Genomic DNA, 21,986 nt, shown 5'->3' with positions numbered 1-21,986 from the left:
GGGTCAGGGGCGACCCATGCCGCGGTACTCCCACCCGGCCTGCGTCCACAGTGTCGAGTCCAGGCAGTTGCGCCCGTCGACCACCCGGCGGCCGTTGGCCAGCTCGCCCAGCGCGACCGGGTCGGCGTTGCGGAACTCGGCCCACTCGGTGAGCACGCAGACCAGGTCGGCGCCGCGGACGGCGTCGGTCATGTTCTCCTCGTAGGTCAGCTCCGGCACGGCGCGGCGCGCGTTCTCGATCCCCTGCGGGTCGAAGACGTGCACGTCGGCGCCGGCCTTGCCGAGCAGCGCGGCCACCGCGAGGGCGGGGGCGTCGCGTACGTCGTCGGTGTTGGGCTTGAAGGTGGCGCCGAGCACCGCGATCCGGGTGCCGGACAGGTCCGGACCGGCCGGGCCGGAGCGGCGGCCGAGCAGCTCGGCGGCGAGCTGCACCACCCGGGTACGGCGGCGCAGGTTGATCAGGTCGACCTCGTGCAGGAAGCGCAGCGCCTCGCCGGCCCCCAGCTCCTGGGCACGGGCCTGGAAGGCCCGGATGTCCTTGGGCAGGCAGGCGCCGCCGAAGCCGAGCCCGGCCTGGAGGAACCGGTTGCCGATCCGCGGGTCGTAGCCGATGGAGCGGGCGAGCTGGGTGACGTCGCCGCCGGCCGCCTCGCAGACCTCGGCCATCGCGTTGATGAACGAGATCTTGGTGGCCAGGAACGCGTTCGCGGCGACCTTGACCAGCTCGGCGGTGGCGAAGTCGGTGACCACCAGGGGCACCTCGCGGTCCTCGGTGGCGGCCAGGTCGAAGACGCCCTTGTGGGCGGCGAAGAGCATGCCGTTGGCCCACTCGCTCTTGACGCCGACCACGATCCGGTTGGGGCGCAGCACGTCGTCGACGGCGAAGCCCTCCTGGAGGAACTCGGGGCTCCACGCCACCTCGACCCCGAGGTCGGTCGGGCTGTGCTTGCCGACCAGCTGCTCCACCCACTCGGCGGTGCCCACCGGCACGGTGGACTTGCCGACGATCAGCGCCTTGCGGGTCAGGTGCTGGGCGAGGCCGGTCACCGACGCCTCGACGTACGACAGGTCGGCGCCCATGCCGTCGGCCCGCTGCGGGGTGCCGACGCAGATGAAGTGCACGTCGCCGAAGTCGGCAGTCTCCTGGATGTCGGTGCTGAACCGCAGCCGGCCGGCGGCCAGGTTGCGCCGCAGCAGCTCGTCGAGGCCGGGTTCGTGGATCGGCACCTCGCCCGCGTTCAGCTTCGCGATCTTGTCCGCGTCGACGTCGAAGCCGAGCACCTCGTAGCCCAGCTCGGCGTAACAGATGGCGTACGTCGCGCCGAGGTAGCCGGTGCCGAGGAAGGTGACCCGGGGCCGGGCCGCGCCGGACGGCGGGGTCACCGCGGCGATGGCGGGCGTCGGCTGGGAGTTCGGGTACGGGATCGTCACGCCTGTCTTCTCCGCTCGCACTGGCGGCGCTTCCTCGCGTCGCATTCTGCTGGGGGCGCCTAGGCCGGGCACCGAGGGGACTGATGTCTGGTGTGAGGGTAGTGGGTCGGGTGGACGACGCTCGGGCGCGAGCCTACCCGCCGGTAAGGTTCGGCCGTAGCCGGTGGCTATCCTTCAGTCTGCGGCAGTCGGCAGCTTCCGGGCGGCACAGACTGCGCATGATAGCGGTGAAAGGGGAGGGCCGACATGGCCGCAGAGCAGTCGTTCGACGTCTACCGGTTGCCGGAGGAGCACGAGGCGATCCGGGAGGCGGTCCGTGAGGTCTGTGCGGCGAAGGTGGCTCCGCACGCCGCCGAGGCGGATGAGACAGGTGAGTTTCCCAAGGCGTCCTACGACGCCCTGCGCGCCGCCGACTTCCACGCCCCGCACGTCCCGGTCGAGTACGGCGGCGCCGGCGCGGACGCGCTGGCCACGGCCATCGTGATCGAGGAAGTGGCCCGGGCCTGCGCCTCGTCCTCGCTGATCCCGGCGGTCAACAAGCTGGGCACCATGCCGCTGCTGCTGGCCGGCTCCGAGGAGCTGAAGCGGAAGTACCTCACGCCGGTCGCCTCGGGCGACGCGATGTTCTCCTACTGCCTCTCCGAGCCGGAGGCCGGCAGCGACGCCGCGTCGATGACCACCAAGGCGGTCCGCGACGGCGACCACTGGGTGCTCAACGGCGTGAAGCGGTGGATCACCAACGCGGGCGTCTCCGAGTACTACACCGTCTTCGCTGTGACCGATCCCACAGCTCGGTCCCGGGGCATCTCGGCCTTCGTGGTGGAGAAGTCCGACCCGGGGGTCAGCTTCGGCGCGCCGGAGAAGAAGCTCGGCATCAAGGGCTCGCCGACCCGCGAGGTCTACTTCGACAACGTCCGGATCCCGGCCGACCGGATGATCGGCGCGGAGGGCACCGGCTTCGCCACCGCCATGCAGACGCTGGACCACACCCGGGTCACCATCGCCGCCCAGGCGATCGGCATCGCCCAGGGTGCGCTGGACTACGCCAAGGGCTACGTCCAGGAGCGCAAGCAGTTCGGCAAGGCGGTCGCCGAGTTCCAGGGCATCCAGTTCATGCTCGCCGACATGGGCATGAAGCTGGAGGCGGCCCGGCAGCTCACGTACGCGGCGGCCGGCAAGTCGGAGCGCGGCGACGCGGACCTGACCTACTTCGGCGCGGCCGCCAAGTGCTTCGCCTCGGACGCCGCCATGGAGATCACCACCGACGCGGTCCAGCTGCTCGGCGGCTACGGCTACACCCGCGACTACCCGGTCGAGCGGATGATGCGGGACGCCAAGATCACGCAGATCTACGAGGGCACCAACCAGGTGCAGCGCATCGTCATGGCCCGGCAGCTGCTCAAGGGCTGAGCGCCGGCGTCGACGTTCGGGCGGGCGGGCCGGGGTGACCCGGCCCGCCCGCACTGGTCAACGGCTCTCGCTGGTGCCCTCCGGCCGGGCGGCGCCGCGCGGCGGCGCGGACCACGGCGACTCGCCGCCGGTGCGGCGGGGCAGGGGATCGGTGGGGGTTTCCGGGTAGGCCAGCGTGAGCGGGGCCGTGTCCGGGTCCTTCGGCGCGCCGGCCGGCGGCCAGTCGGTCAGCGTGGGCCGGTGCTCGACCGGTGTGACGGCCGGGGTCAGCTCCGCCTCGGCCGCCACGGGTCGCCGCCACCGCTGGGCGCTGAACACGGCCATCAGCAGCAGCAGGCCGATGAGGAACAGCGTGCCGTTCTCCAGCGGCTGGCGCAGCGGCAGCGGGTCGCCGAGCACCTTCAGGTCGTCGGGCACCCGGTCCCGCACGGAGAAGGGCGCGACGAACAACCCGACGTACGGGGCGGCGAGCAGCAGGCCCGCCACGAGCGGGCCGAGCGGCGAGAAACGCAGCGTGCCGAGCAGGCCGAGCAGGACGCCGGCGACGCCCAGATAGACGGCCGGCTCGATCAGGTTCGGTGTGCTGTACGTACCGATCTCCACCCAGCGGTTGACGGTCCGCCCAGATCCGTCCTGACCGAGGGTGACGAGCACCCAGGTGACGGGCGCCACCACCAACCCGGCGAGGAAGCTCCAGAGATGTCGCATCCGCGCACCGTACCGTTTCCGGCATGACAGATCATCCCGCGGTGCCGGCGGGTAAGCCGACCTCGTACTCCCGCGTCACGCTCAGTCGCATCATGACCGCTGTCGATGTCAATCTGTACGGCAGCGTGCACGGTGGGGTACTGATGAAGTTCGTCGACGACGTGGCCGGCGCGGCGGCGGCCCGGCACAGCGGCGGCACCGCGGTCACCGCCTCCATCGACGAGATCGTCTTCTCCGAGCCGGTCAGGGTGGGCGACCTGGTGCACGCGCACGCACAGGTCAACTGGACCGGCAACACCTCGATGGAGGTCGGGGTGCGGGTGGTCGCCGAGCGCTGGGACTCGGCCGAGGACGAGCCGGTGCGCGTCGCCACCGCGTACCTGGTCTTCGTGGGGGTCGATGTGGGCGGCGCGCCGCGTCCGGTCCGACCGGTGCTGCCCGAGACGGCCGACGACGAACGCCGCTTCCGGGAGGCGGAGATCCGGCGCGCCCACCGCCTGGCCCGCCGCCGCGCCATCCAGGCCCACCGCGCCGGCTGAGGTGCAAGGAAGGGCCCCTTGTTAACGCCTCCGGTAGAGGAGGGGGCCCCTCTTAACACCCGGGCATACCGGCGCTGCCCGCCACCGCCTGCCGTTCTCCCGCGAGGCGTCGGGTGTTAAGCGGGGCCCCTTTCCATGCACGAGGCGTTAATAAGGGGCCCCTCCTTGCGTGCGGCCCACATGGGTGGGGGGTTCGGGGTGTGGGGTGGGCACGCCCCGGAACCGCCACCCGGTGCGGAGAATGGCGGCACGAGGTAGGGCAAGATGGCGCCACGGCCCATGCACAGTGTCGTGACGGGCCTCAGGGAGGGTGGAACGTGTCTGACGTGCTGTGGACGCCGCCGGCCGACGTACGCGAACGGTCCCGGATCGGTGACTACCTGCGCTGGCTGGCCGAGCACCGCGGGCTGGAGTTCGCCGACTACGACGCGCTGTGGCAGTGGTCGGTGACCGACCTGGACGGGTTCTGGGGCTCGATCTGGGACTACTTCCAGGTGGTCGCGCACACCCCGCCGACCGCCACGCTCGCCGGGCGGGCCATGCCCGGCGCCCGCTGGTTCCCCGGCGCCACGCTCAACTACGCCGAGAACGTGCTGCGCATGCCGGGCCTCGACGACGACGCCCCGGCGGTGATCGCGCACGGGCAGACCCGCGCCCCGGAGACGCTCACCGCGGCCGAGCTGCGCGAGCGGGTCCGCCGGGTGGCGGCCGGTCTGCGCCGGCTCGGCGTCGGCCCGGGCGACCGGGTGGCCGCGTACGCGCCGAACATCCCGGAGACGTACGTCCTGCTGCTCGCCACCGCCAGCCTGGGGGCGATCTTCTCCTCCTGCGCGCCCGAGTTCGGCACCCGCAGCGTCACCGACCGGTGGCAGCAGATCGAGCCCACGGTGCTGGTCGCGGTGGACGGCTACCGCTACGGCGACAAGCCGGTCGACCGGCGCGCCGAGGTGGCCGCGATCCGGGCCGCGCTGCCGTCGCTGCGGCACACCGTCGCCGTCCCGTACCTCGATCCGGCCGGCGAGACCCCGGCGGGCGCCCTGGCCTGGGCGGAGCTGGCGGCGGAGACCGACGAGCCGCTGACCTTCACCCCGGTCGCCTTCGACCACCCGCTGTACGTGCTCTACTCCTCCGGCACCACCGGCCTGCCCAAGCCGATCGTGCACGGCCACGGCGGCATCCTGCTCGAACACCTGAAGATGCTGGCGCTGCACCACGACCTGGGTCCGTCCGACCGGTTCCTCTGGTTCACCACCACCGGCTGGATGATGTGGAACTTCCTGGTCTCCGGGCCGGCGGTGGGCGCGGCGATCGTGCTCTTCGACGGCAACCCGGGCCACCCCGACCTCGGCGCGCTGTGGCGGCTGGCGGCGGAGACCGGCACCACCTACTTCGGCACCTCGGCCCCGTTCCTGCTGGCCTGCCGCAAGGCCGGGCTGGTGCCGCGGGAGATCGCCGACCTGTCCGCGCTGCGCGGCCTCGGCTCGACCGGCGCGCCGCTGCCGGCCGAGGGCTTCACCTGGGTGTACGAGAACGTGGGCGACCGCCTCCAGCTCCAGTCGCTCTCCGGCGGCACCGACGTCTGCACCGGTTTCGTGGGCGGGGTGCCGCTGCTGCCGGTGCACGCGGGGGAGATCGCCTGCCGGGCGCTCGGCGCGAAGGTGGAGGCCCGCGCGGCCGACGGCTCGGCGGTGATCGGCCAGCTCGGCGAGCTGGTGATCACCGAGCCGATGCCGAGCATGCCGGTCGGGTTCTGGAACGACCCGGACGGCGCCCGCTACCGGGAGGCGTACTTCGAGGTCTATCCCGGCGTCTGGCGGCACGGCGACTGGATCACGGTGAACGAGCGCGGCGGCTGTGTGATCACCGGCCGCTCCGACGCCACGCTGAACCGGGGCGGGGTGCGCCTGGGCACGGCGGAGTTCTACTCCGTGGTGGAGGGGCTCGACGAGGTGGTCGACTCGGTGGTGGTGCACCTGGAGGACGACGAGGGCGGCGCCGGTGAGCTGCTGCTGTTCGTGGTGCTGGCCGACGGCCTCGAACTCGACGACGCGATGCGGAAGACGATCTGCCGGGAGCTGCGGACCGCGCTGTCACCCCGGCACGTGCCGGACGAGATCCACCAGGTCCGGGCCGTGCCGAGAACGTTGAGCGCGAAGAAGCTGGAGGTCCCGGTCAAGAAGATCCTGACCGGCACCCCGGTCGACTCGGCCGCGGCCAAGGGCGCCCTGGCCAACCCCGAGTCCCTGACCGCCTTCGCCACCCTGGCCCAACGCCGCGCCAGCTCCGACCACCCCACCCCAGCCTGACCTCCGGCCCCCCGTCCCGCTGATCTTGCACTTTCCGCCCCGACGAAAGGGGTGAATGCCCCGAACCCGGGGCCGCAAGTGCAAGATCGCGGGGGTGGGGTGGGGTCAGGGGAGAGTGTGGGTGGTTTTTTCCGTTGTGGCGCGGTGGGCGTGGCGCGTGGGGTCGGGGTGGGCGCAGGGGACCACGGAGGCGCCGGCGGTCAGCGGGGCCAGCAGCCAGTCGACCGGGTCGGGGTGACGGGTCACGTCGACCAGGAGGCGGTCACCGGCGCGCAGGCCCAGCTCCGCGGCGCGCGCCTGGGCGCGGGCCAGCAGCGCCGCGTCCGCCTCGCCGCCCGAGGGGTACGGCGTGAAGTGGTCGCCGTGTCCGCGTACCGCGCCGACGAAGTCGGCGCAGCCCGGCGGCACCTGCCGCATCGGCAGCGCGAACGGGTCCAGCGCCAGGGCGTACCGCTCGCCGGCCGGCCACCGGGCCGCCTCGTCGACCCGGTCGACGGCGGTGAACAGCACGTCCACCGGGGTCGGCCGGTCGACCACCGTCGTCTTCGCCGACCAGCAGCCGAGCAGCACCGCGGCGGTCTGCCAGTGCGGCGGCAGCAACACGCCGACCGGGTCACCGGGCGCGGCCCCGGCCTCGTCGACGAGCAGGTTGGCCGTCTTGGCCACCCAGTTCGCCAGCGTCGCGCCGGAGAGTTCGGTGCGCTCGCCGGTGGCGTCGTCATACCAGGTGAGCAACGGTCGGGCGGGGTCGGGCGCGATCGCGTCGGCGAAGACCCGGGCAATGTTGTCGGCCATCGGCGCGAACGATACGCGCCCCCGGCGCGTACTCGATGACAACGACAAGTCGGCGTACCGTCGGGTCGCAGTCAGCGTCGGGCACCCGGCCCGGCGTAGGCTTGCCGACAGTGTTCTTCCCCACAACCGCGCCACCTGAGGAGTCGCCCCGTGACCGCCGGTCGCCCGCCCCGCGTACTCATCGACGCCACGAGTGTCCCCGCCGACCGAGGCGGCGTCGGTAGGTACGTCGACGGCCTGCTCGGCGCGCTCGGCCGGGTCTGCGGTTCCGGCGTCGACCTGGCCGTGGTGAGCCTGCGCACCGACCTGGAGCGCTACACCCGGATGCTGCCCGGCGCCGAGGTGATCCCCGCCCCGGCCGCCGTGGCGCACCGCCCGGCCCGGCTCGCCTGGGAGCAGACCGGCCTGCCGCTGTTGGCCCAGCAGGTCAACGCGGAGGTCCTGCACTCGCCGTTCTACACCTGCCCGCTGCGGGCCGGCTGTCCGGTGACGGTCACCGTGCACGACGCGACGTTCTTCACCGAGCCGGAGCACTACGACAAGTCGCGCCGGACGTTCTTCCGCAGCGCGATCAAGACGTCGCTGCGCCGGGCCAACCGGGTGATCGTGCCGAGCAAGGCCACCCGGGACGAGCTGATCCGCCTGCTGGACGCCGACCCGACCCGGATCGACGTGGCCTACCACGGCGTCGACCAGGCCGCCTTCCACGCGCCGGGCGACGAGGAGAAGGCCCGGGTGCGGGCCCGGCTCGGGCTGGGCGAGAGCAGCTACATCGCGTTCCTCGGCGCCAAGGAGCCGCGCAAGAACGTGCCCAACCTGATCCGGGGCTGGGCCCGGGCGGTGGCCGACCGACCCAACCCGCCCGTGCTGGTGGTGGCCGGCGGCCAGGGGCACGACGACGACATCGACCGCGCGGTGGCCGAGGTGCCGTCGCACCTGCGGCTGCTGCGCCCCGGCTACCTGCGCTACGCCGACCTGCCCGGCTTCCTCGGCGGCGCGCTGGTCGCCGCCTACCCGTCCTACGGCGAGGGTTTCGGGCTGCCGATCCTGGAGGCGATGGCGTGCGCGGCCCCGGTGCTCACCACGCCGCGGCTCTCCCTGCCCGAGGTGGGCGGCGACGCGGTGGCCTACACCAGCGAGGACCCGGACCAGATCGCCACCGACCTGGGCGCCCTGCTCGACGACGAGCAGCGACGGCTCTCCCTGGCCAAGGCCGGGTTCGACCGGGCCAAGGAGTTCACCTGGGAGTCCAGCGCGGAGGTGCACATCGCCGCCTGGCGCCGGGCGCGTTCCTGAGCGTCCGCTGCGGGTCGTCGACGACCGACCCTGGCGCTCGCCCGCTTCGGGCATGATGTGCTGATGTTCTACGCCGTCATCCCGGCGGGCGGCAGCGGCACAAGGTTGTGGCCGCTGTCCCGCGCCGGCCATCCCAAGTTCCTCCACCCGCTGACCGGCACCTCCGCCTCACTGTTGCAGGCCACGGTCGACCGGTTGTCGCCGTTGACCACACCCGAGCGGACGCTGGTGGTCACCGGGGCCGCGCACGTAGCGGCGGTGGCCCGGCAACTGGCCGGTGTGCCGGAGGAGAACATCCTGGTCGAGCCCTCCCCGCGGGACTCCTGCGCGGCCATCGCGCTGGCCGCGGCGGTGATCGCCGAGCGGGCGCCGGACGCGGTGATGGGCTCGTTCGCCGCCGACCACCTGATCGGCGACCCGGCCCGCCTGGCCGAGGTGGTGCGGCAGGCGATCGGCGGGGCCGAGCAGGGGTTGCTGATGACGGTGGGCATCACCCCGACCCGGCCGGAGACCGGCTACGGCTACCTGGAGACCGGCGACCCGCTGGGCGACGGGCCGCTGCGCCCGGTGCGCGAGTTCAAGGAGAAGCCGGCCGCCGAGGTGGCCGAGGGCTACGTCCGGTCCGGCCGGCACCTCTGGAACGCCAGCATGTTCGTCTGGCGGGTGGACGTCTTCCTGGCCGAGCTGGCCCGCCAGCAGCCGGCGCTGCACGCCGGGATCACCGCCATCGCGGCGGCCTGGGGCACCCCGGAGCAGGACGACGTGCTCGGCACGGTCTGGCCGACGCTGCCGAAGATCTCGGTCGACTACGCGGTGATGGAGGGCGCGGCGACCGCCGGCCGGGTGGCGACCGTACCGGGTGACTTCGGGTGGAACGACGTCGGCGACTTCCACACCCTGGGCGAGGTGCTGCCCGGTGACGCCGACGGCAACGTGGTGCTCGGCGGCGACGCCAAGCCGGGTGTGCTGCTGCACGACACCACCGGGACCGTGGTGGTGCCGCACTCCGGCCGTTTCGTCGCCACCGTCGGGGTGCACGACCTGATCGTGGTGGACACCCCGGACGCGCTGCTGGTCTGCCCCCGCGACCGGGCGCAGGACGTGAAGAAGGTCGTCGACCAGCTCAAGGAGCGCGGCGAGGAGAGCCTGGTCTGATCCGGCGGGTCCGTCGGCCGCCGGCGTGGGTCACCCGGCGGCGCGACGGGCCAGCGCGGCCAGCGCCGGCGCCACCAGCTGGCGGGTCCCGCCGGCCAGCGGCGTGGGCAGCCGGTCCGGCGGGAACCAGCCCAGCGCGTCGGACTCGGCGCTGACCCGTTCGGTCGCACCCGCCGGCGCGAACACCGCGAACCGGACGTCGTAGTGCAGCGACCCGCCCTGGCACGCGACCGCGTGGACGTCCACGTCGATCGGCTCCGGGCCGACGGTCAGACCGGCGATCCCGGACTCCTCGGTGGCCTCGCGCAGCGCCGCGCCGACCAGCGTCCGGTCGCCGGGCTCGCAGTGTCCACCCAGCTGCACCCACTTGTGGAACTTGCCGTGCAGGCAGAGCAGCACCCGCTCGCCGGTCGGGTCGAGGACCAGCGCGCTGGCGGTGACGTGCCCCGGCCGGTGCGTCCGCGTCATCGCGACCGGCCCGGCGGCCAGCAGCGCCAGGGTCCGGTCCCGGTTCGCGGCGGCGGCCGGGCTGGTCGCCGTCCAGCGGCGCAACGCCGCGACGGCGTCGGCGTGCAGCTCGTCGTACGCGGTGAGGTCGGTGGGGTCGGTGTCGGGCACCCGGACACTCTACGAGCGCCGCCTCCGTACCCTGGCCCGGTGACCCTGCGACTCGTCGAGTTCCTGGTGGCCGGCAACGAGGCCAGCGACCTGCTGCCGGTGCGCTCGCCCGCGTTGCTGCGGGCGCACGGCGCGCGGCGCGGCTTCTGGACCGTGCTGGACGAGGGGCCGGTGGAGCACTGCCTGGCCCTGCTGCTGGAACGCGACGACGGCGAGTGGGTGGCGCACCACGTGCCCGCCGACGCGGGCCCGGAGAACGGCCGCACCGAGGACGGCGAGGCGCTCGCCCACCACGACGGCTGGGTCTACGTCTTCGGCTCGCACTTCGGCTCGAAGGGCGGGCCGCTGCGCCCCCGGCGTGCCTTCGTGGCCCGCTTCCGGGAGGACGACGCGGCGACCGGAACGCTTGCCGTGCACGTGGTGCGCAACCGCTTCCGGCTGCACCGGGCGGTCAACGACGCGCTCGCCGCCGCCCCGCTGGTCCCGCTGCCACCGGGCGAGCGGGTCCGGCAGCGGTTCATCGTGGAGACGGTGGCCCGGGGGACCGCCCGGGCCAAGAGCTGGGTGACCCGGCTGACCGAGGACGACCTCCCGCTCAACGTCGAGGCGGCGGCGTTCACGCCGGACGGGACCGTGCTGCTCGGGCTGCGCTTCCCGGTGACCGCCGACGGTGAGCCGATCTACGTCGAGCTGGCCGGGGTGGCGGAGATGTTCGACGACGCGGCGCGCTGGCCGCGGGCGCTCGGCGCGTACGCGCTCACCGGGGTGACGCCGGCCGGGGCGTTGGCCGGCTTCCGCGCGATCACGCCGACCGACGACGGCGGCTACGCGGCGGTGATCGGGTCGATCGACGCGCTGGGCAAGGGCTCGGTGCTGTTGGACGACCACCCGCACGGCGGCGACGTGACGTCCCGGCACGTGCGGTTCCGCCACGCGGCCGGTGCCGACGCCCGGGTGGCCGCCGAGCCGGTGGCGGAGCTGGCGCCGTTCCACCACGTGGAGGGCCTGGCCGAGGTGGCGGGACGCTGGTACTTCGTCACCGACGAGGACCACCGGGTGGCGCTCTGGATCGGATGAGCGAGGGCCGGACGGCACCCCTGCGGAGCAGATCCGCAGACCCTCGTGGTGCCGTCCGGCCACGCCCGTCGGCCGGCGACCGGGTCGACACTGCGCCCCGGCGTCGGCGGGCAAGGACGAGTCTGCCGAACCGGCCCGTCACGCGTCGAGGTTTTTCACGTCACGCTTAAAGATGGAGATTAGTACCGACGGGTAAAGTGCCAGGGGTGGCGTGCGCCCCCGCCGTCCGCCCAGGAGAGCGCTCCATGTTGAAGATCATTTTCTCGAGTGAGGACATTCTGCGGACCCGGGTCGCCCCGGCCGCGGACCCGCTCTGGGAGCTGGTCCTCAGTGTGCACCTGCTCCAGGGTCGCGGTCGTGACCCACTGATGACGACCTGGCGACGCACCGTGGCGCACGGGCTGCGGTCCGACACCGGCGCCGAGCGCTACCGCCTGCTTCTCGCGCTCAACCCGCCGCGTGGCTACTTTCCCGACTTCCTCACACCGTCCGCCAGCCGGGACGGCTTCGAGGCCGGGCTGGAAGCCGTCCGGGGCACGCCGGCCGACATGCTCCGCCGCGACCTGACCCTGCTCGCCGGCGAGAACCCGCTACCCCCCTCGGCGACGGCGCTCGCCCGGGGCGAGCCGGAGATGCTGCACCACCTCACCGAGGCGATGGCGCGCTATCAGTCGCTGGCGGTCACCCCGTACTGGACCCGGGTGCAGGCCGCGGTCGAGGCGGACCGGGCCCGGCGCGCCCGGGCCATGCTCGACGGCGGCGCCGAGGGGCTGCTGGCCAGCCTGCGACCCAGCATGCGCTGGGGCGGCGGGGTGCTCGAGGTGCTCGACTACCCGGACACCCGGGAGCTGCACCTGGACGGCCGGGGCCTGCTGCTCGTGCCGTCGTTCTTCTGCTCCCGCACTCCCGTGGCGCTGGTCGACCCGACCCTGCCGCCGGTGCTGGTCTACCCGGTCGACCGGCTCGGCGGCCTCATGCCCGGCGGTGGCGCCGCGCGGGACGGTGGCGCCGGCCAGAGCGAGGCGCTGGCCGCCCTGCTCGGCCGCACCCGCGCCTCGGTGCTCCAGGCCGCCGACGAGGGCTGCACCACCGGCGAGATGGCCCGCCGACTGCACATCTCCGCCGCCGCGGCCAGCCAGCACACCACCGTGCTGCGCAACGCCGGGCTGCTGGTCAGCCACCGCGACCGCAACACCGTCCTGCACACGTTGACCCCGCTGGGCCGAGCCGTCCTGGAGTCCTGACCGGGCCGTGGCCCGCGGGGGCGCCGGTCAGAGCGCCAACGTGGCGCTCGCCGTGCTGCCGGCCGGCGGGGGCAGCAGGGCGGACCCGATCCCCTCGGCGGCCAGCGCGGTGCGCAGGCGTTGCAGGTCGGCGCCGAACCGGACCAGGTCGGCCCGGTCGACCGGGGTCGGCGCCGCGCCGAGCACCAGGCCGGTGGCCGAGGCGGGCCAGCCGCGCACGGTGGCGGCGAGCCCGGCGCGTACCTCGTCGTCGGTGACGTGGGTGAAGACGGTGCCGGGGGCGACCACCTCGGCCACCGCGGCGACCGCCCGCGCCACCGCGTCCGGGTCGGCGGGGGTGGCACCGGTCGTGTCGGGAAGCGTGGCCGCCGCCCGCAGCCCGTCCGCGCGCGCCTCGGCCGTGCCGAGCGAGAACAGGTCCATCGAGGCGTCCCGCACCAGGGCCCGGGCGCCCTCGTCGTCGTCGTCGGTCGCGGTGAGGTAGCCACGGACGACGGCGACCGGGACCTGGTCGCACTTGCCCTTGATCAGCTCGCCGGCGGCCGCCAGTTCGTCGACCACGGCCATCTGGGTGAGCTGGAGCTCGTTGCCGTACGGGTCGACCTCGCCCCGGTGGTCTCGGATCGCCGGCATGCCGGCCACCCCGAGCGCCACGTCGGTGAGCCCGTTGCGCCACGGGCGGCCCATGGTGTCGCTGACGACGACGGCCACGTCGAGACCGTGCCGGTCGCGCAGCGCGGCCCGCAGCGCCCGGGCGGAGGCGTCCGGGTCCACCGGCAGGAGCACCAGTCGGGTCTTGTCCACGTTGGAGGCGTCGATGCCGGCGGAGGCCATCACGAACCCGTGGTGGGTCTGCACGATCCGGGTCGCGCCCCGGGTGGCGACCACCCGGGCGGTCTCCCCGGCCAGCACCCGGTCGCGCGCGGCGAGCCGTTCCGGGCCGTCGGCCGGCACGTCGACCAGCCGGCCCTCCGCCTTCGACACGATCTTGCTGGTGACCACCAGCACGTCGCCGTCGCGCAGCCAGGGCGCCGCGCCGGCGATCAGGGCGGCCAGGTCGTCGCCCTCGGTCACGTGGCCGATGCCCGGCACCGGCAGGATCTCCAGCCTCACATCAACTCCAGCGCGGCGCGCACCATCGCGGCGGTCGCCGCCTCGTCGGTCATCCGCAGCGGCGCCGAGCGGACCGTCACGCCCGGCACCGTGGTGCCCTCGTCCTCCGGGGCGACCAGCCACCCGTCCAACAGACCCCCGTCGGAGCGGGCGCCGTAGAGACCGCCCACCCCGGCCGCGCTGCACTCGACGCCGAGCACGGCCAGGCAGCGGTCGGCCATGCCGCGCACCGGCGCGCCTCCGATGACCGGGGAGACCCCGACCACCGGGGCCGGCCCGCCGGCCACCGCCTCCCGCAGGCCGGGCACGGCCAGCACCGGCGCGATGCTGACCACCGGGTTGCTCGGTGCGATCAACACCACGTCCGCGGCGGCGAGCGCCTCGACCACGCCGGGGGCGGGCTTCGCCGCCTCCGCGCCGACGAACACGAACCGGTGCGTGGGTACGTCCGCCCGGTAGCGCACCCACCACTCCTGGAAGTGGACCGCCCGCCGGCCCTGCTCGTCGTCGGCAGTGCCGGCACTGTTCGCGAGTGCGGGGCTCGCAAGCTCACTCCTCCCGCTCACGACCACATGCGTCTCCAGGCGGTCGTCGGTCGCCGGCAGCAGGCGTACGCCGGGCTGCCAGCGGGTCGACAGCGCCTCGGTGACCTGCGACAGCGGGTAGCCGGCGTTGAGCATGGTGGTGCGCACCAGGTGGGTGGCGACGTCCTTGTCGCCGAGGCCGAACCAGCTGGGCTCCGCGCCGTACGCGGCCAGCTCCGTCTTGATCGTCCAGGTCTCGCCCGCCCGGCCCCAGCCGCGCTCCCGGTCGGCGCCGCCGCCGAGCGTGTAGAGCACGCTGTCCAGGTCGGGGCAGACCTTCAACCCGTGCAGCAGCAGATCGTCGCCGACGTTGACCACGGCGGTCACCTCGGCGCCCACCTCCCGGGCGTACGCCCGCACGCCGAGCAGGAAACGGGCGCCCCCGATGCCGCCGGTCAGAACCACGATGCGCATGCCGTCCATCCTTCCGCACGTGCCGCCGTGGGTCGCCGGGTGGCGGGAGAGACTACGCTCACGTCGGCAACTGTCCGCTTTCGTCCCCTGGGGGAGTCCGTGACCAGCCCCGCCGAGCCCGCGTCCGGTGACGCCGCGCAGGCCAGCCAGCTGACCAAGCCACTGCGCGAACTGGCCGCGCTCGTCCTGCTCGGCGCGAACGCCGTGCTGCTCTTCGTCGGCCTGCTGCGCCTGCTGGTGCCGGTCGACGACTACAGCACGTTCAGCGGTCGGGCCGGAAGCACGTTCTTCGCCTTCGTCGGGCTGGAGTCGACCGTCCTGCCGGTGCTGGCGGTGCTGCTCGCCACGCACGTCCGCCCGGTGCTGCCGAAGGCGAAACTGATCACCCTGGTGGCGTTGGTCGAGTACGGCGTCGCCGCCTTCTTCGGCGCGTTGACGTTCCTGATCTGGCTGGTCGGCCGGCTCGCCGACGGCGAGGTGCTGGACGCGTTCCTCGGGCTGCTCACCCGGGTGGCCTGGCTCGCCGTCTTCGCGGTCGCCGCGTACGTGGTGTTCACGGTCTGGCGCCGGCTCTATTACGTGCCGAAGCCCAAGCCGCAGCCCGGTGTCTACGGCCAGGCCCAGCCGGGCTGGCCGCAGCAGCCCGGCCAGCCGGGCGGCTACCCGGCGCCGGGCGGCTACCCGCCGGCCGGTGTGCCGCCGCAGCCGGGTCAGCCCCCGGCCGGCTACCCGCAGGCGGGCGGCCCGCCGCAGCCCGGTTGGCCGCAGGCCGGCCCGTACGGCCCGCCGCAGTCGGCGCCGCCGTTCAACACCGCCCCGCCGCACGCCCCGCAGTCGAGCCCGCCGTTCGGTCAGCCGCCGGCCGCCCCGCAGTCGAGCCCGCCGTTCGGTGGGCCGCAGTACGGCGCCCCGCAGCCGGCCCCGCCGTTCGGCCAGCCGCCGTCGGCGGACCCGACGCAGGCGATCCCGCGTCAGCCCGCCGAGCCGGGCCAGCCCGCGTCCCCGGCCGGGGACGAGCGCACCCAGCGTTTCGACCGCGAGGACCCGAACCAGCCGCGCTGAACGCCGCGCGGGCGGCGGCGGAACACGCCGCCGCCCGCGCGGCGGGCCGGTGTCAAGAGGGGCCCCCGCCTTTACCGGAGGCGTTGAGCGGGGGCCCCTCCTTACACTCGAGTGAACCGCGAGCGGCACCGCATAGGCTGGGCCGATGGTTGATCGCAGTGAGCCCGTCCCGACCGAGGCGAGCGTCCGGCGGGCGCTCGGTCGCGCCGCCACCGGCCGGGCGTTGGACGCGGACGAGGCGGCGGCGCTGCTGACCGCGCGCGGCCTGGCGCTGGACGAACTGCTCCGCGTCGCCGGGGACATCCGCGACGCCGGCCTGCGCGAGGCCGGCCGACCGGGGGTGGTGACCTTCTCCAAGAAGGTCTTCGTCCCGCTGACCCGGCTCTGCCGGGATCGCTGCCACTACTGCACGTTCGCCACCGTGCCGCACCGACTGCCCGCCGCCTACCTGGAACGCGACGAGGTGCTGGCGATCGCCCGCGAGGGCGCCGCGCAGGGTTGCAAGGAGGCGCTGTTCACGCTCGGCGACCGCCCGGAGGAGCGCTGGCCGGCGGCCCGGCGGTGGCTGGACGAGCGGGGCTACGACTCGACCCTCGACTATCTGCGCGCCTGCGCGGTGGCGGTGCTGGAGGAGACCGGCCTGCTGCCGCACCTCAACCCGGGCGTGCTCTCCTGGTCGGAGTTGCAGCGGCTCAAGCCGGTCGCGCCCAGCATGGGCATGATGCTGGAGACCACCGCGACCCGGCTCTGGTCGGAGCCGGGCGGCCCGCACTTCGGCTCGCCCGACAAGGAGCCCGCGGTGCGGTTGCGGGTGCTCGACGACGCCGGCCGGGTCGGCGTGCCGTTCACCACCGGCATCCTGATCGGCATCGGCGAGAACCGGGCCGAGCGGGTGGACGCGTTGTTCGCCATCCGCCGCGCGATGCGGGAGTACGGCCACCTCCAGGAGGTGATCGTGCAGAACTTCCGCGCCAAGCCGGACACCGCGATGCGCGGCATGCCGGACGCCGAGCTGCACGACCTGGCGGCCACCGTGGCGGTGGCCCGGGTGCTGCTCGGCCCGCGGGCCCGGATCCAGGCCCCGCCGAACCTCATCGCCGGTGAGTACGACCTGCTGCTGCGCGCCGGCATCGACGACTGGGGCGGCGTCTCGCCGGTCACCCCCGACCACGTCAACCCGGAGCGTCCCTGGCCGCAGCTGGACGAGCTGGCCCGGCGCACGGCGGGCGCGGGTTTCACGCTGCGCGAGCGGCTGACCGTCTACCCGGAGTACGTGCGGGCCGGCGCGCCGTGGCTGGACCCGCGCCTGCTGCCGCACGTCACCGCGCTCGCCGACCCGGCCACCGGGCTCGCGGTCGAGGCGGCGCGCCCGGTGGGACGGCCCTGGCAGGAGCCGGAGGAGGTCTTCGGCGGCCGGACCGACCTGCACGTCACGATCGACGTCACCGGCCGCACCGAGGACCGGCGGGGCGACTTCGACAGCGTCTACGGCGACTGGTCCGAGGTGGCGAACAAGGTCACGCGTCCGGTCGGCGTACCCGGATCCGGCGGTGCGGACGCCGATCTGCGCGCGGGCCTGCGGCTGGCCGCTGACGACCCGGCCGCGCTGCTGGCCCCGGCGCACGAGGCGAAGGCGCTGGCGTTGTTCGGCGCGGACGGCGCGGCGCTGGACGCGTTGTGCCGGATCGCCGACGACGTGCGCCGGGACGCGGTCGGCGACGACGTGACCTACGTGGTCAACCGGAACATCAACTTCACCAACGTCTGCTACGTGGGCTGCCGGTTCTGCGCCTTCGCCCAGCGGGAGAGCGACGCCGACGCGTTCCGGCTGTCGCTGGAGCAGGTGGCCGACCGGGCGGAGGAGGCGTGGGCGGCCGGCGCCACCGAGGTGTGCCTCCAGGGCGGGATCGACCCGAAGATGCCGGTCACCGGCTACGCCGACATCGTCCGGGCGATCAAGGCGCGGGTGCCGGGCATGCACGTGCACGCGTTCTCCCCGATGGAGATCGTCACCGCGGCGGCGAAGGCCGGCGTGCCGGTGCGGGAGTGGCTCGGCATGCTGCGCGAGGCCGGGCTGGACACCATCCCGGGCACCGCCGCCGAGATCCTCGACGACGACGTGCGCTGGGTGCTCACCAAGGGCAAGCTGCCGGCCGCCGCCTGGGTCGACGTGGTGAGCACGGCCCACGAGCTGGGCATCCGGTCCAGCTCCACGATGATGTACGGCCACGTCGACCACCCGGGCCAGTGGCTGGCCCACTTCCGGGTGCTGGCCGGGGTCCAGGACCGCACCGGCGGGTTCACCGAGTTCGTGGCGCTGCCGTTCGTGCACACCAACGCGCCGATCTACCTGGCCGGCATCGCCCGCCCGGGGCCGACCTGGCGGGAGAACCGGGCGGTGCACGCGATGGCCCGGCTGCTGCTGCACGGCCGGATCGACAACATCCAGTGCTCCTGGGTGAAGCTCGGCGACGCGGGCACGGTGGAGATGCTGCGGGGCGGCTGCAACGACCTCGGCGGCACGCTGATGGAGGAGACCATCTCCCGGATGGCCGGGTCGGGCAACGGTTCGGCGCGTACCGAGGAGCAGTTGCGGGCGATCGCCTCGACCGCCGGGCGACCGTTCCGCAAGCGGACGACCGCGTACGGTCACACCGGCGCCTGACGTCGAACCTTTCCCCGCCGCCGGCCGTACCTGTCGATGCCGGCGGCGGTTGCGGCGAGGACCGCCGCCGGTGACCCCCAGCCCGGGGACCCGGCGGCGTCCGGGTGCCCGGCCCCCGCGGCGCCGCGGCGCCGGCCCGGAAAGGTTGCCGATGAGCACTGACGAGACCACCGACGCCCCCAAGCGGCGGCCCTGGCCGCGGCTGACCCGGCGGCAGACGTTGACCGCCGCCGCGAGCGCCACCCTGGGCGCGGCCGCGCTCACCGTGCCGGGCCTGTCCGCCGCGCAGAACGCCCCGACCGCGAGCCGGCGCGACGAGCCGATCGTGGTCCATCTCCGCGACGCCGCCACCGGCGCGATGGACGTCTTCGTCGGTACGACCCGGGTCCAGGTGCGCGACCGGGGTCTGGCCGACCGCCTGGTGCGCGCCGCCGGCCGCCGCTGATCCCGCCCCTCCCGGCGCGGGCTCCCGCCGCCGGTCCCGACTTCCGTTCACCCGACGAAGGTGTGGTCCGCCATGTCCTCTCACCGTGAGGCCCCGGAGATCGCCAAGGATCCGGTCGCCGACAGCTCCGATCTCTACGCGTTCGTCAGTCCCAGCCAGCCGGACACGGTCACGTTGATCGCCAACTACGTGCCGGTGCAGCTTCCCTCCGGCGGCCCCAACTTCTTCGAGTTCGGCGACGACGTCCGGTACGAGATTCACGTCGACAACGACGGCGACGGTTATCCGGACGTCACCTATCGTTTCGAATTCACCACCGAGATCACGAACCAGAACAGTTTTCTCTACAACACCGGGCCGATCGAGTCGCTGGAGAGCAAGAACTGGAACCGGCGCCAGTTCTACCGGCTGACCCGGATCGCGGACGGGCGTGAGCACGTGCTGGCGCACAAGCTGCCCTGCCCGCCGTGCAACGTGGGCCCGCTGTCCACGCCCAACTACCAGAACCTGGTGAAGCAGGCGACGTTCAAGCTGTCCACCGGGGAGAAGGTCTTCGCCGGCCAGCGGGCCGACGGGTTCTTCGTGGACCTGGGCGCGGTGTTCGACCTGGGCACGCTGCGGCCGTTCCAGCAGCTGCACGTGGCCGGGAAGAAGCTGTTCAAGACCGAGGGCGAGCCGGTCAACGCGCTGGACCGGCTGAACGTGCACAGCATCGCGGTGCAGGTGCCGCTGAGCAAGGTGCGCCGCCGGGCCAGCCGGTACGGCTACGCCGACCGCGCCTCCACCATCGGCGTCTGGACCAGCGCGTCGCGCCAGCAGGTCCGGGTCCTGGGCGAGCGGGTGGCCGCGGACACGGCCGCCGGCCCCTTCACCCAGGTGTCACGACTCGGCAACCCGTTGTTCAACGAGGTCATCGTGCCGATGTCCAAGAAGGACCTGTGGAACACGCTGCCGCCGTCGGAGGACAAGCGGTTCGCCGGCTTCGTCGAGCGCCCCGAGCTGGCCGCCCTGCTGCCGACGCTCTACCCGGGCGTCTTCCCCAACCTGGACGCGCTGAACAAGGCCAAGAAGCCGCGGGCCGACCTGGTGGCGATCCTGCTCACCGGCGTACCGGCCGGGCTGATCGACGGCTTCGCCAACACCACCGGCGACGTGCAGGCCGACATGCTGCGCCTGAACACGGCGATCCGGCCCAGCCGCAGGCCGGACCGGTTCGGCGTGCTCGGCGGCGACCTGGCCGGCTTCCCGAACGGCCGCCGGGTGGGCGACGACGTGGTGACCATCGCGCTGCGGGCGATCGCCGGGCTCACCGTCCCGCTGGTGGACAGGACGTTCAAGCCGGACGCCGCCGCGGCGGCGGTCACCCCGGGGCTGGACGCGGGCGACGTGACCGCGCCGTTCCTCGGCGACTTCCCGTTCCTCGGCACGCCGTACGACGGGTTCAACAACCCGCCGGCGAAGAAGTCCTGAGGGGAGCGGGAATGGGACACCAGCACCACGACATGGGACCGTCGTTCAGCGGCACGGTCGTGCTCGACCTCGGCGGCGACTCCGGCGCGCTGATCATCCACACCGGCCGGGAGCTGCACGGGCGGGAGATCGAGATCAGCCGCGCGGACCGGGACGGACCCCGTACCCACTCCGCCGTCCGGGAGCGGCACGTGCGTGACGGCGTCTTCCACAGTGCCGTCTACCCGGACCTGGAGGCCGGTCCCTATACCGTCTGGTGGGACGATGTCACACCCGCCGGCGCGATCTCCGTCACCGGTGGAGCGATCACCGAATTCGCCTGGCCGAGCAGTTCACCGCCCCGGTCGGACTGACCGACCGCCGCGCCGGCCCCCGCGCCCCGTCCACATGATGGACGGGGCGCGGTCGGCGTTGACCGACTCGACGGGCGGTACCGCGACGGGCGCGTTACCCTTTGGCCCACCAATTCTGATCTTGGAACGACGGCCGGCGGGGGCGTCCGGCCGGCCCACCCGAGGGTGCGCCACGGCAGAAAACTTGGGGCAACTCGCCGGGGAGGGCGTTACTCGTCCGGGGTCTGAATCGATAGGGCAGGTTGCGAGGCTACGGGCGGCCGCAGCGGTCGTCCCGGTCGTGTCGGGAGGGCGACTCCATTATCAAGTTTGGCTTGACGGCGCACGCATTACACGCGTGTAATTTGAATGGGGTTGTTCGCACGGAACGCAACAAAACAGGTCCGTACGGACAGGCACGCCTTTCGCGTGGGGGGTTGCAGCGGCGAATGACGCCGGTGCGCGACAAGGAGGCAATCGATGGACGGCCAGCTCGAGGTGGCCGACCTGCTCGGGAACGCGCCGGAGTGGCAGGAGCGGGCGCTCTGCTCGCAGACCGACCCGGAGGCGTTCTTTCCCGAGAAGGGCGGCTCGACCCGCGAGGCGAAGCGCATCTGCTCGCGGTGTGAAGTGAAGACGGAATGTCTGGAGTACGCGCTCGGCCACGACGAGCGGTTCGGGATCTGGGGCGGCCTCTCCGAACGGGAGCGGCGCAAGCTCAAGCGGCGGGTCGCCGCCTGAGGAGCGTACGGACCGGGGCGGTGGGGGCCGCCCGGTCCGCGCGGTCGGCGTCCGGCCGGTCAGGCCAGTTCGTCGGGGTCGACGCCGAGCAGGTTCGCCACCTGCTCGATGATCACGTCGTGCACGAGGTCGGCGAGGTCCTCCCGGTCCATCGCGCGGAACTCCAGCGGCCGCCGGTAGAGCACGATCCGGGGCGGCACCTCCTGGCGGCCGGGCCGGCCCGGCAGCAGCCGGGCGAGCGGCACCTCGCCGTCCTCGAGCACGTCCGAGTCGTAGACGTTCAGATCCGGCGGGACGTCCTCGACCGCGAACTCCACCCCGGCCAGCTCCTTGGCGAACCGGCGTTCGAGCGTCTCCACCGTGTCGAGCACCAGGTCGTCGAAGACCTCGGCCTTGGTCCGGGCCAGCGGCACGGTGGCCGGCACCAGACGCCCGCGCAGCCCCCGACCGTGCCGGTCGCGGTGGGTACGCCGGCCGGAGCCGGGGCGGCGGTTCTGCGGGCTGGTCATGAGGCACAGGGTAGCCCGGCCACCGGGCCGGACCACCGTGGCGCGGTCGGCCGGCGTGCCGGTGCGGCGATC

General features: G+C 73.6%; 20 protein-coding genes. 13 read left to right on the top strand and 7 right to left on the bottom strand.

What is annotated here, in order from left to right; translation table 11 throughout:
- Window positions 1–3: 3 nt before the first annotated feature.
- Window positions 4–1,431, bottom strand: coding sequence for a UDP-glucose dehydrogenase family protein (locus GA0070622_RS28625; protein ID WP_091581814.1), 1,428 nt, complete (start codon window positions 1,429–1,431; stop codon window positions 4–6).
- 246 nt (window positions 1,432–1,677) lie between these two features.
- Between GA0070622_RS28625 and GA0070622_RS28620 the strand changes: the two genes are divergently transcribed.
- On the top strand, window positions 1,678–2,841 hold the full coding sequence (locus GA0070622_RS28620) for an acyl-CoA dehydrogenase family protein (RefSeq protein WP_091581810.1): 1,164 nt from the start codon (window positions 1,678–1,680) through the stop codon (window positions 2,839–2,841).
- A gap of 57 nt (window positions 2,842–2,898) precedes the next feature.
- On the opposite strand, the gene GA0070622_RS28615 is transcribed toward GA0070622_RS28620, so the two are convergent.
- Entirely contained in the window at window positions 2,899–3,549 is a 651-nt protein-coding gene (locus tag GA0070622_RS28615; RefSeq protein WP_091581806.1) for a hypothetical protein, read from the bottom strand.
- A 23-nt stretch (window positions 3,550–3,572) separates the two neighbouring features.
- Between GA0070622_RS28615 and GA0070622_RS28610 the strand changes: the two genes are divergently transcribed.
- Together GA0070622_RS28610 and GA0070622_RS28605 are read left to right on the top strand one after the other, a co-directional pair.
- Complete coding sequence (locus GA0070622_RS28610) at window positions 3,573–4,088, top strand: acyl-CoA thioesterase (RefSeq protein ID WP_091581803.1); 516 nt, start codon at window positions 3,573–3,575, stop codon at window positions 4,086–4,088.
- 317 nt (window positions 4,089–4,405) lie between these two features.
- On the top strand, window positions 4,406–6,394 hold the full coding sequence (locus GA0070622_RS28605) for an acetoacetate--CoA ligase (protein WP_091581800.1): 1,989 nt from the start codon (window positions 4,406–4,408) through the stop codon (window positions 6,392–6,394).
- Between the two features lie 105 nt (window positions 6,395–6,499).
- Here the strand turns inward: GA0070622_RS28605 and GA0070622_RS28600 are convergent, their stop codons facing one another.
- Window positions 6,500–7,189 carry a TIGR03089 family protein gene (locus GA0070622_RS28600; protein WP_091581797.1) on the bottom strand — a complete coding sequence of 230 codons (690 nt, stop codon included), beginning with the start codon at window positions 7,187–7,189 and terminating at the stop codon, window positions 6,500–6,502.
- Window positions 7,190–7,339: 150 nt separating this feature from the next.
- Between GA0070622_RS28600 and GA0070622_RS28595 the strand changes: the two genes are divergently transcribed.
- Both GA0070622_RS28595 and GA0070622_RS28590 read left to right on the top strand, forming a co-directional pair.
- Entirely contained in the window at window positions 7,340–8,485 is a 1,146-nt protein-coding gene (locus GA0070622_RS28595; protein WP_091581794.1) for a glycosyltransferase family 4 protein, read from the top strand.
- A 63-nt stretch (window positions 8,486–8,548) separates the two neighbouring features.
- Entirely contained in the window at window positions 8,549–9,640 is a 1,092-nt protein-coding gene (locus tag GA0070622_RS28590; protein ID WP_091584172.1) for a mannose-1-phosphate guanylyltransferase, read from the top strand.
- 30 nt (window positions 9,641–9,670) lie between these two features.
- On the opposite strand, the gene GA0070622_RS28585 is transcribed toward GA0070622_RS28590, so the two are convergent.
- Window positions 9,671–10,258 carry an NUDIX hydrolase gene (locus GA0070622_RS28585; protein WP_091581791.1) on the bottom strand — a complete coding sequence of 196 codons (588 nt, stop codon included), beginning with the start codon at window positions 10,256–10,258 and terminating at the stop codon, window positions 9,671–9,673.
- 39 nt (window positions 10,259–10,297) lie between these two features.
- Here GA0070622_RS28585 and GA0070622_RS28580 point away from each other — a divergent pair, with 39 nt between their 5' ends.
- Entirely contained in the window at window positions 10,298–11,335 is a 1,038-nt protein-coding gene (locus GA0070622_RS28580) for a glycoside hydrolase family 183 protein (RefSeq protein ID WP_091581788.1), read from the top strand.
- A gap of 245 nt (window positions 11,336–11,580) precedes the next feature.
- Window positions 11,581–12,579, top strand: a complete 999-nt coding sequence (locus GA0070622_RS28575; protein ID WP_091581785.1) for an ArsR/SmtB family transcription factor — start codon at window positions 11,581–11,583, stop codon at window positions 12,577–12,579.
- 27 nt (window positions 12,580–12,606) lie between these two features.
- On the opposite strand, the gene GA0070622_RS28570 is transcribed toward GA0070622_RS28575, so the two are convergent.
- Entirely contained in the window at window positions 12,607–13,692 is a 1,086-nt protein-coding gene (locus GA0070622_RS28570) for a coenzyme F420-0:L-glutamate ligase (RefSeq protein ID WP_091581782.1), read from the bottom strand.
- On the bottom strand, window positions 13,689–14,690 hold the full coding sequence (cofD, locus tag GA0070622_RS28565; RefSeq protein WP_091581779.1) for a 2-phospho-L-lactate transferase: 1,002 nt from the start codon (window positions 14,688–14,690) through the stop codon (window positions 13,689–13,691). The genes GA0070622_RS28570 and cofD overlap by 4 nt, the downstream gene beginning before the upstream one ends.
- 99 nt (window positions 14,691–14,789) lie before the next feature.
- Here cofD and GA0070622_RS28560 point away from each other — a divergent pair, with 99 nt between their 5' ends.
- The 6 genes from GA0070622_RS28560 (at window position 14,790) to GA0070622_RS28535 (ending at window position 21,405) form a co-directional block, all read left to right on the top strand.
- Window positions 14,790–15,752: a hypothetical protein gene (locus GA0070622_RS28560; RefSeq protein WP_091581775.1), complete on the top strand. Its 963-nt coding sequence runs from the start codon at window positions 14,790–14,792 to the stop codon at window positions 15,750–15,752.
- 145 nt (window positions 15,753–15,897) lie between these two features.
- A complete protein-coding gene (locus tag GA0070622_RS28555; protein ID WP_091581772.1) occupies window positions 15,898–18,417 on the top strand; it encodes a bifunctional FO biosynthesis protein CofGH in 2,520 nt (839 codons plus the stop codon).
- A 151-nt stretch (window positions 18,418–18,568) separates the two neighbouring features.
- Entirely contained in the window at window positions 18,569–18,862 is a 294-nt protein-coding gene (locus GA0070622_RS28550; RefSeq protein WP_091581768.1) for a hypothetical protein, read from the top strand.
- A gap of 72 nt (window positions 18,863–18,934) precedes the next feature.
- A complete protein-coding gene (locus tag GA0070622_RS28545; protein ID WP_091581766.1) occupies window positions 18,935–20,332 on the top strand; it encodes a DUF4331 domain-containing protein in 1,398 nt (465 codons plus the stop codon).
- Window positions 20,333–20,343: 11 nt separating this feature from the next.
- Complete coding sequence (locus GA0070622_RS28540) at window positions 20,344–20,685, top strand: phospholipase (RefSeq protein WP_091581763.1); 342 nt, start codon at window positions 20,344–20,346, stop codon at window positions 20,683–20,685.
- Window positions 20,686–21,144: 459 nt separating this feature from the next.
- A complete protein-coding gene (locus tag GA0070622_RS28535) occupies window positions 21,145–21,405 on the top strand; it encodes a WhiB family transcriptional regulator (RefSeq protein ID WP_013284161.1) in 261 nt (86 codons plus the stop codon).
- 59 nt (window positions 21,406–21,464) lie between these two features.
- On the opposite strand, the gene GA0070622_RS28530 is transcribed toward GA0070622_RS28535, so the two are convergent.
- Entirely contained in the window at window positions 21,465–21,914 is a 450-nt protein-coding gene (locus tag GA0070622_RS28530) for a metallopeptidase family protein (protein ID WP_018787548.1), read from the bottom strand.
- Window positions 21,915–21,986 lie beyond the last annotated feature (72 nt).

The sequence above is a fragment of the Micromonospora sediminicola genome (assembly GCF_900089585.1).
GTDB lineage: Bacteria > Actinomycetota > Actinomycetes > Mycobacteriales > Micromonosporaceae > Micromonospora > Micromonospora sediminicola.
This window is presented reverse-complemented; position numbering and strand designations above follow the sequence as displayed.

Excerpts from the sequence above, each read along its gene's own strand:
- GA0070622_RS28540 (WP_091581763.1), top strand. The coding sequence starts at position 20,344 with ATGGGACACCAGCACCACGACATGGGACCGTCGTTCAGCGGCACGGTC.
- cofD (WP_091581779.1), bottom strand. The coding sequence starts at position 14,690 with ATGCGCATCGTGGTTCTGACCGGCGGCATCGGGGGCGCCCGTTTCCTG.
- GA0070622_RS28615 (WP_091581806.1), bottom strand. The coding sequence starts at position 3,549 with ATGCGACATCTCTGGAGCTTCCTCGCCGGGTTGGTGGTGGCGCCCGTC.
- GA0070622_RS28600 (WP_091581797.1), bottom strand. The coding sequence starts at position 7,189 with ATGGCCGACAACATTGCCCGGGTCTTCGCCGACGCGATCGCGCCCGAC.
- GA0070622_RS28620 (WP_091581810.1), top strand. The coding sequence starts at position 1,678 with ATGGCCGCAGAGCAGTCGTTCGACGTCTACCGGTTGCCGGAGGAGCAC.
- GA0070622_RS28530 (WP_018787548.1), bottom strand. The coding sequence starts at position 21,914 with ATGACCAGCCCGCAGAACCGCCGCCCCGGCTCCGGCCGGCGTACCCAC.
- GA0070622_RS28535 (WP_013284161.1), top strand. The coding sequence starts at position 21,145 with ATGGACGGCCAGCTCGAGGTGGCCGACCTGCTCGGGAACGCGCCGGAG.
- GA0070622_RS28590 (WP_091584172.1), top strand. The coding sequence starts at position 8,549 with ATGTTCTACGCCGTCATCCCGGCGGGCGGCAGCGGCACAAGGTTGTGG.
- GA0070622_RS28555 (WP_091581772.1), top strand. The coding sequence starts at position 15,898 with ATGGTTGATCGCAGTGAGCCCGTCCCGACCGAGGCGAGCGTCCGGCGG.
- GA0070622_RS28610 (WP_091581803.1), top strand. The coding sequence starts at position 3,573 with ATGACAGATCATCCCGCGGTGCCGGCGGGTAAGCCGACCTCGTACTCC.
- GA0070622_RS28575 (WP_091581785.1), top strand. The coding sequence starts at position 11,581 with ATGTTGAAGATCATTTTCTCGAGTGAGGACATTCTGCGGACCCGGGTC.
- GA0070622_RS28550 (WP_091581768.1), top strand. The coding sequence starts at position 18,569 with ATGAGCACTGACGAGACCACCGACGCCCCCAAGCGGCGGCCCTGGCCG.
- GA0070622_RS28545 (WP_091581766.1), top strand. The coding sequence starts at position 18,935 with ATGTCCTCTCACCGTGAGGCCCCGGAGATCGCCAAGGATCCGGTCGCC.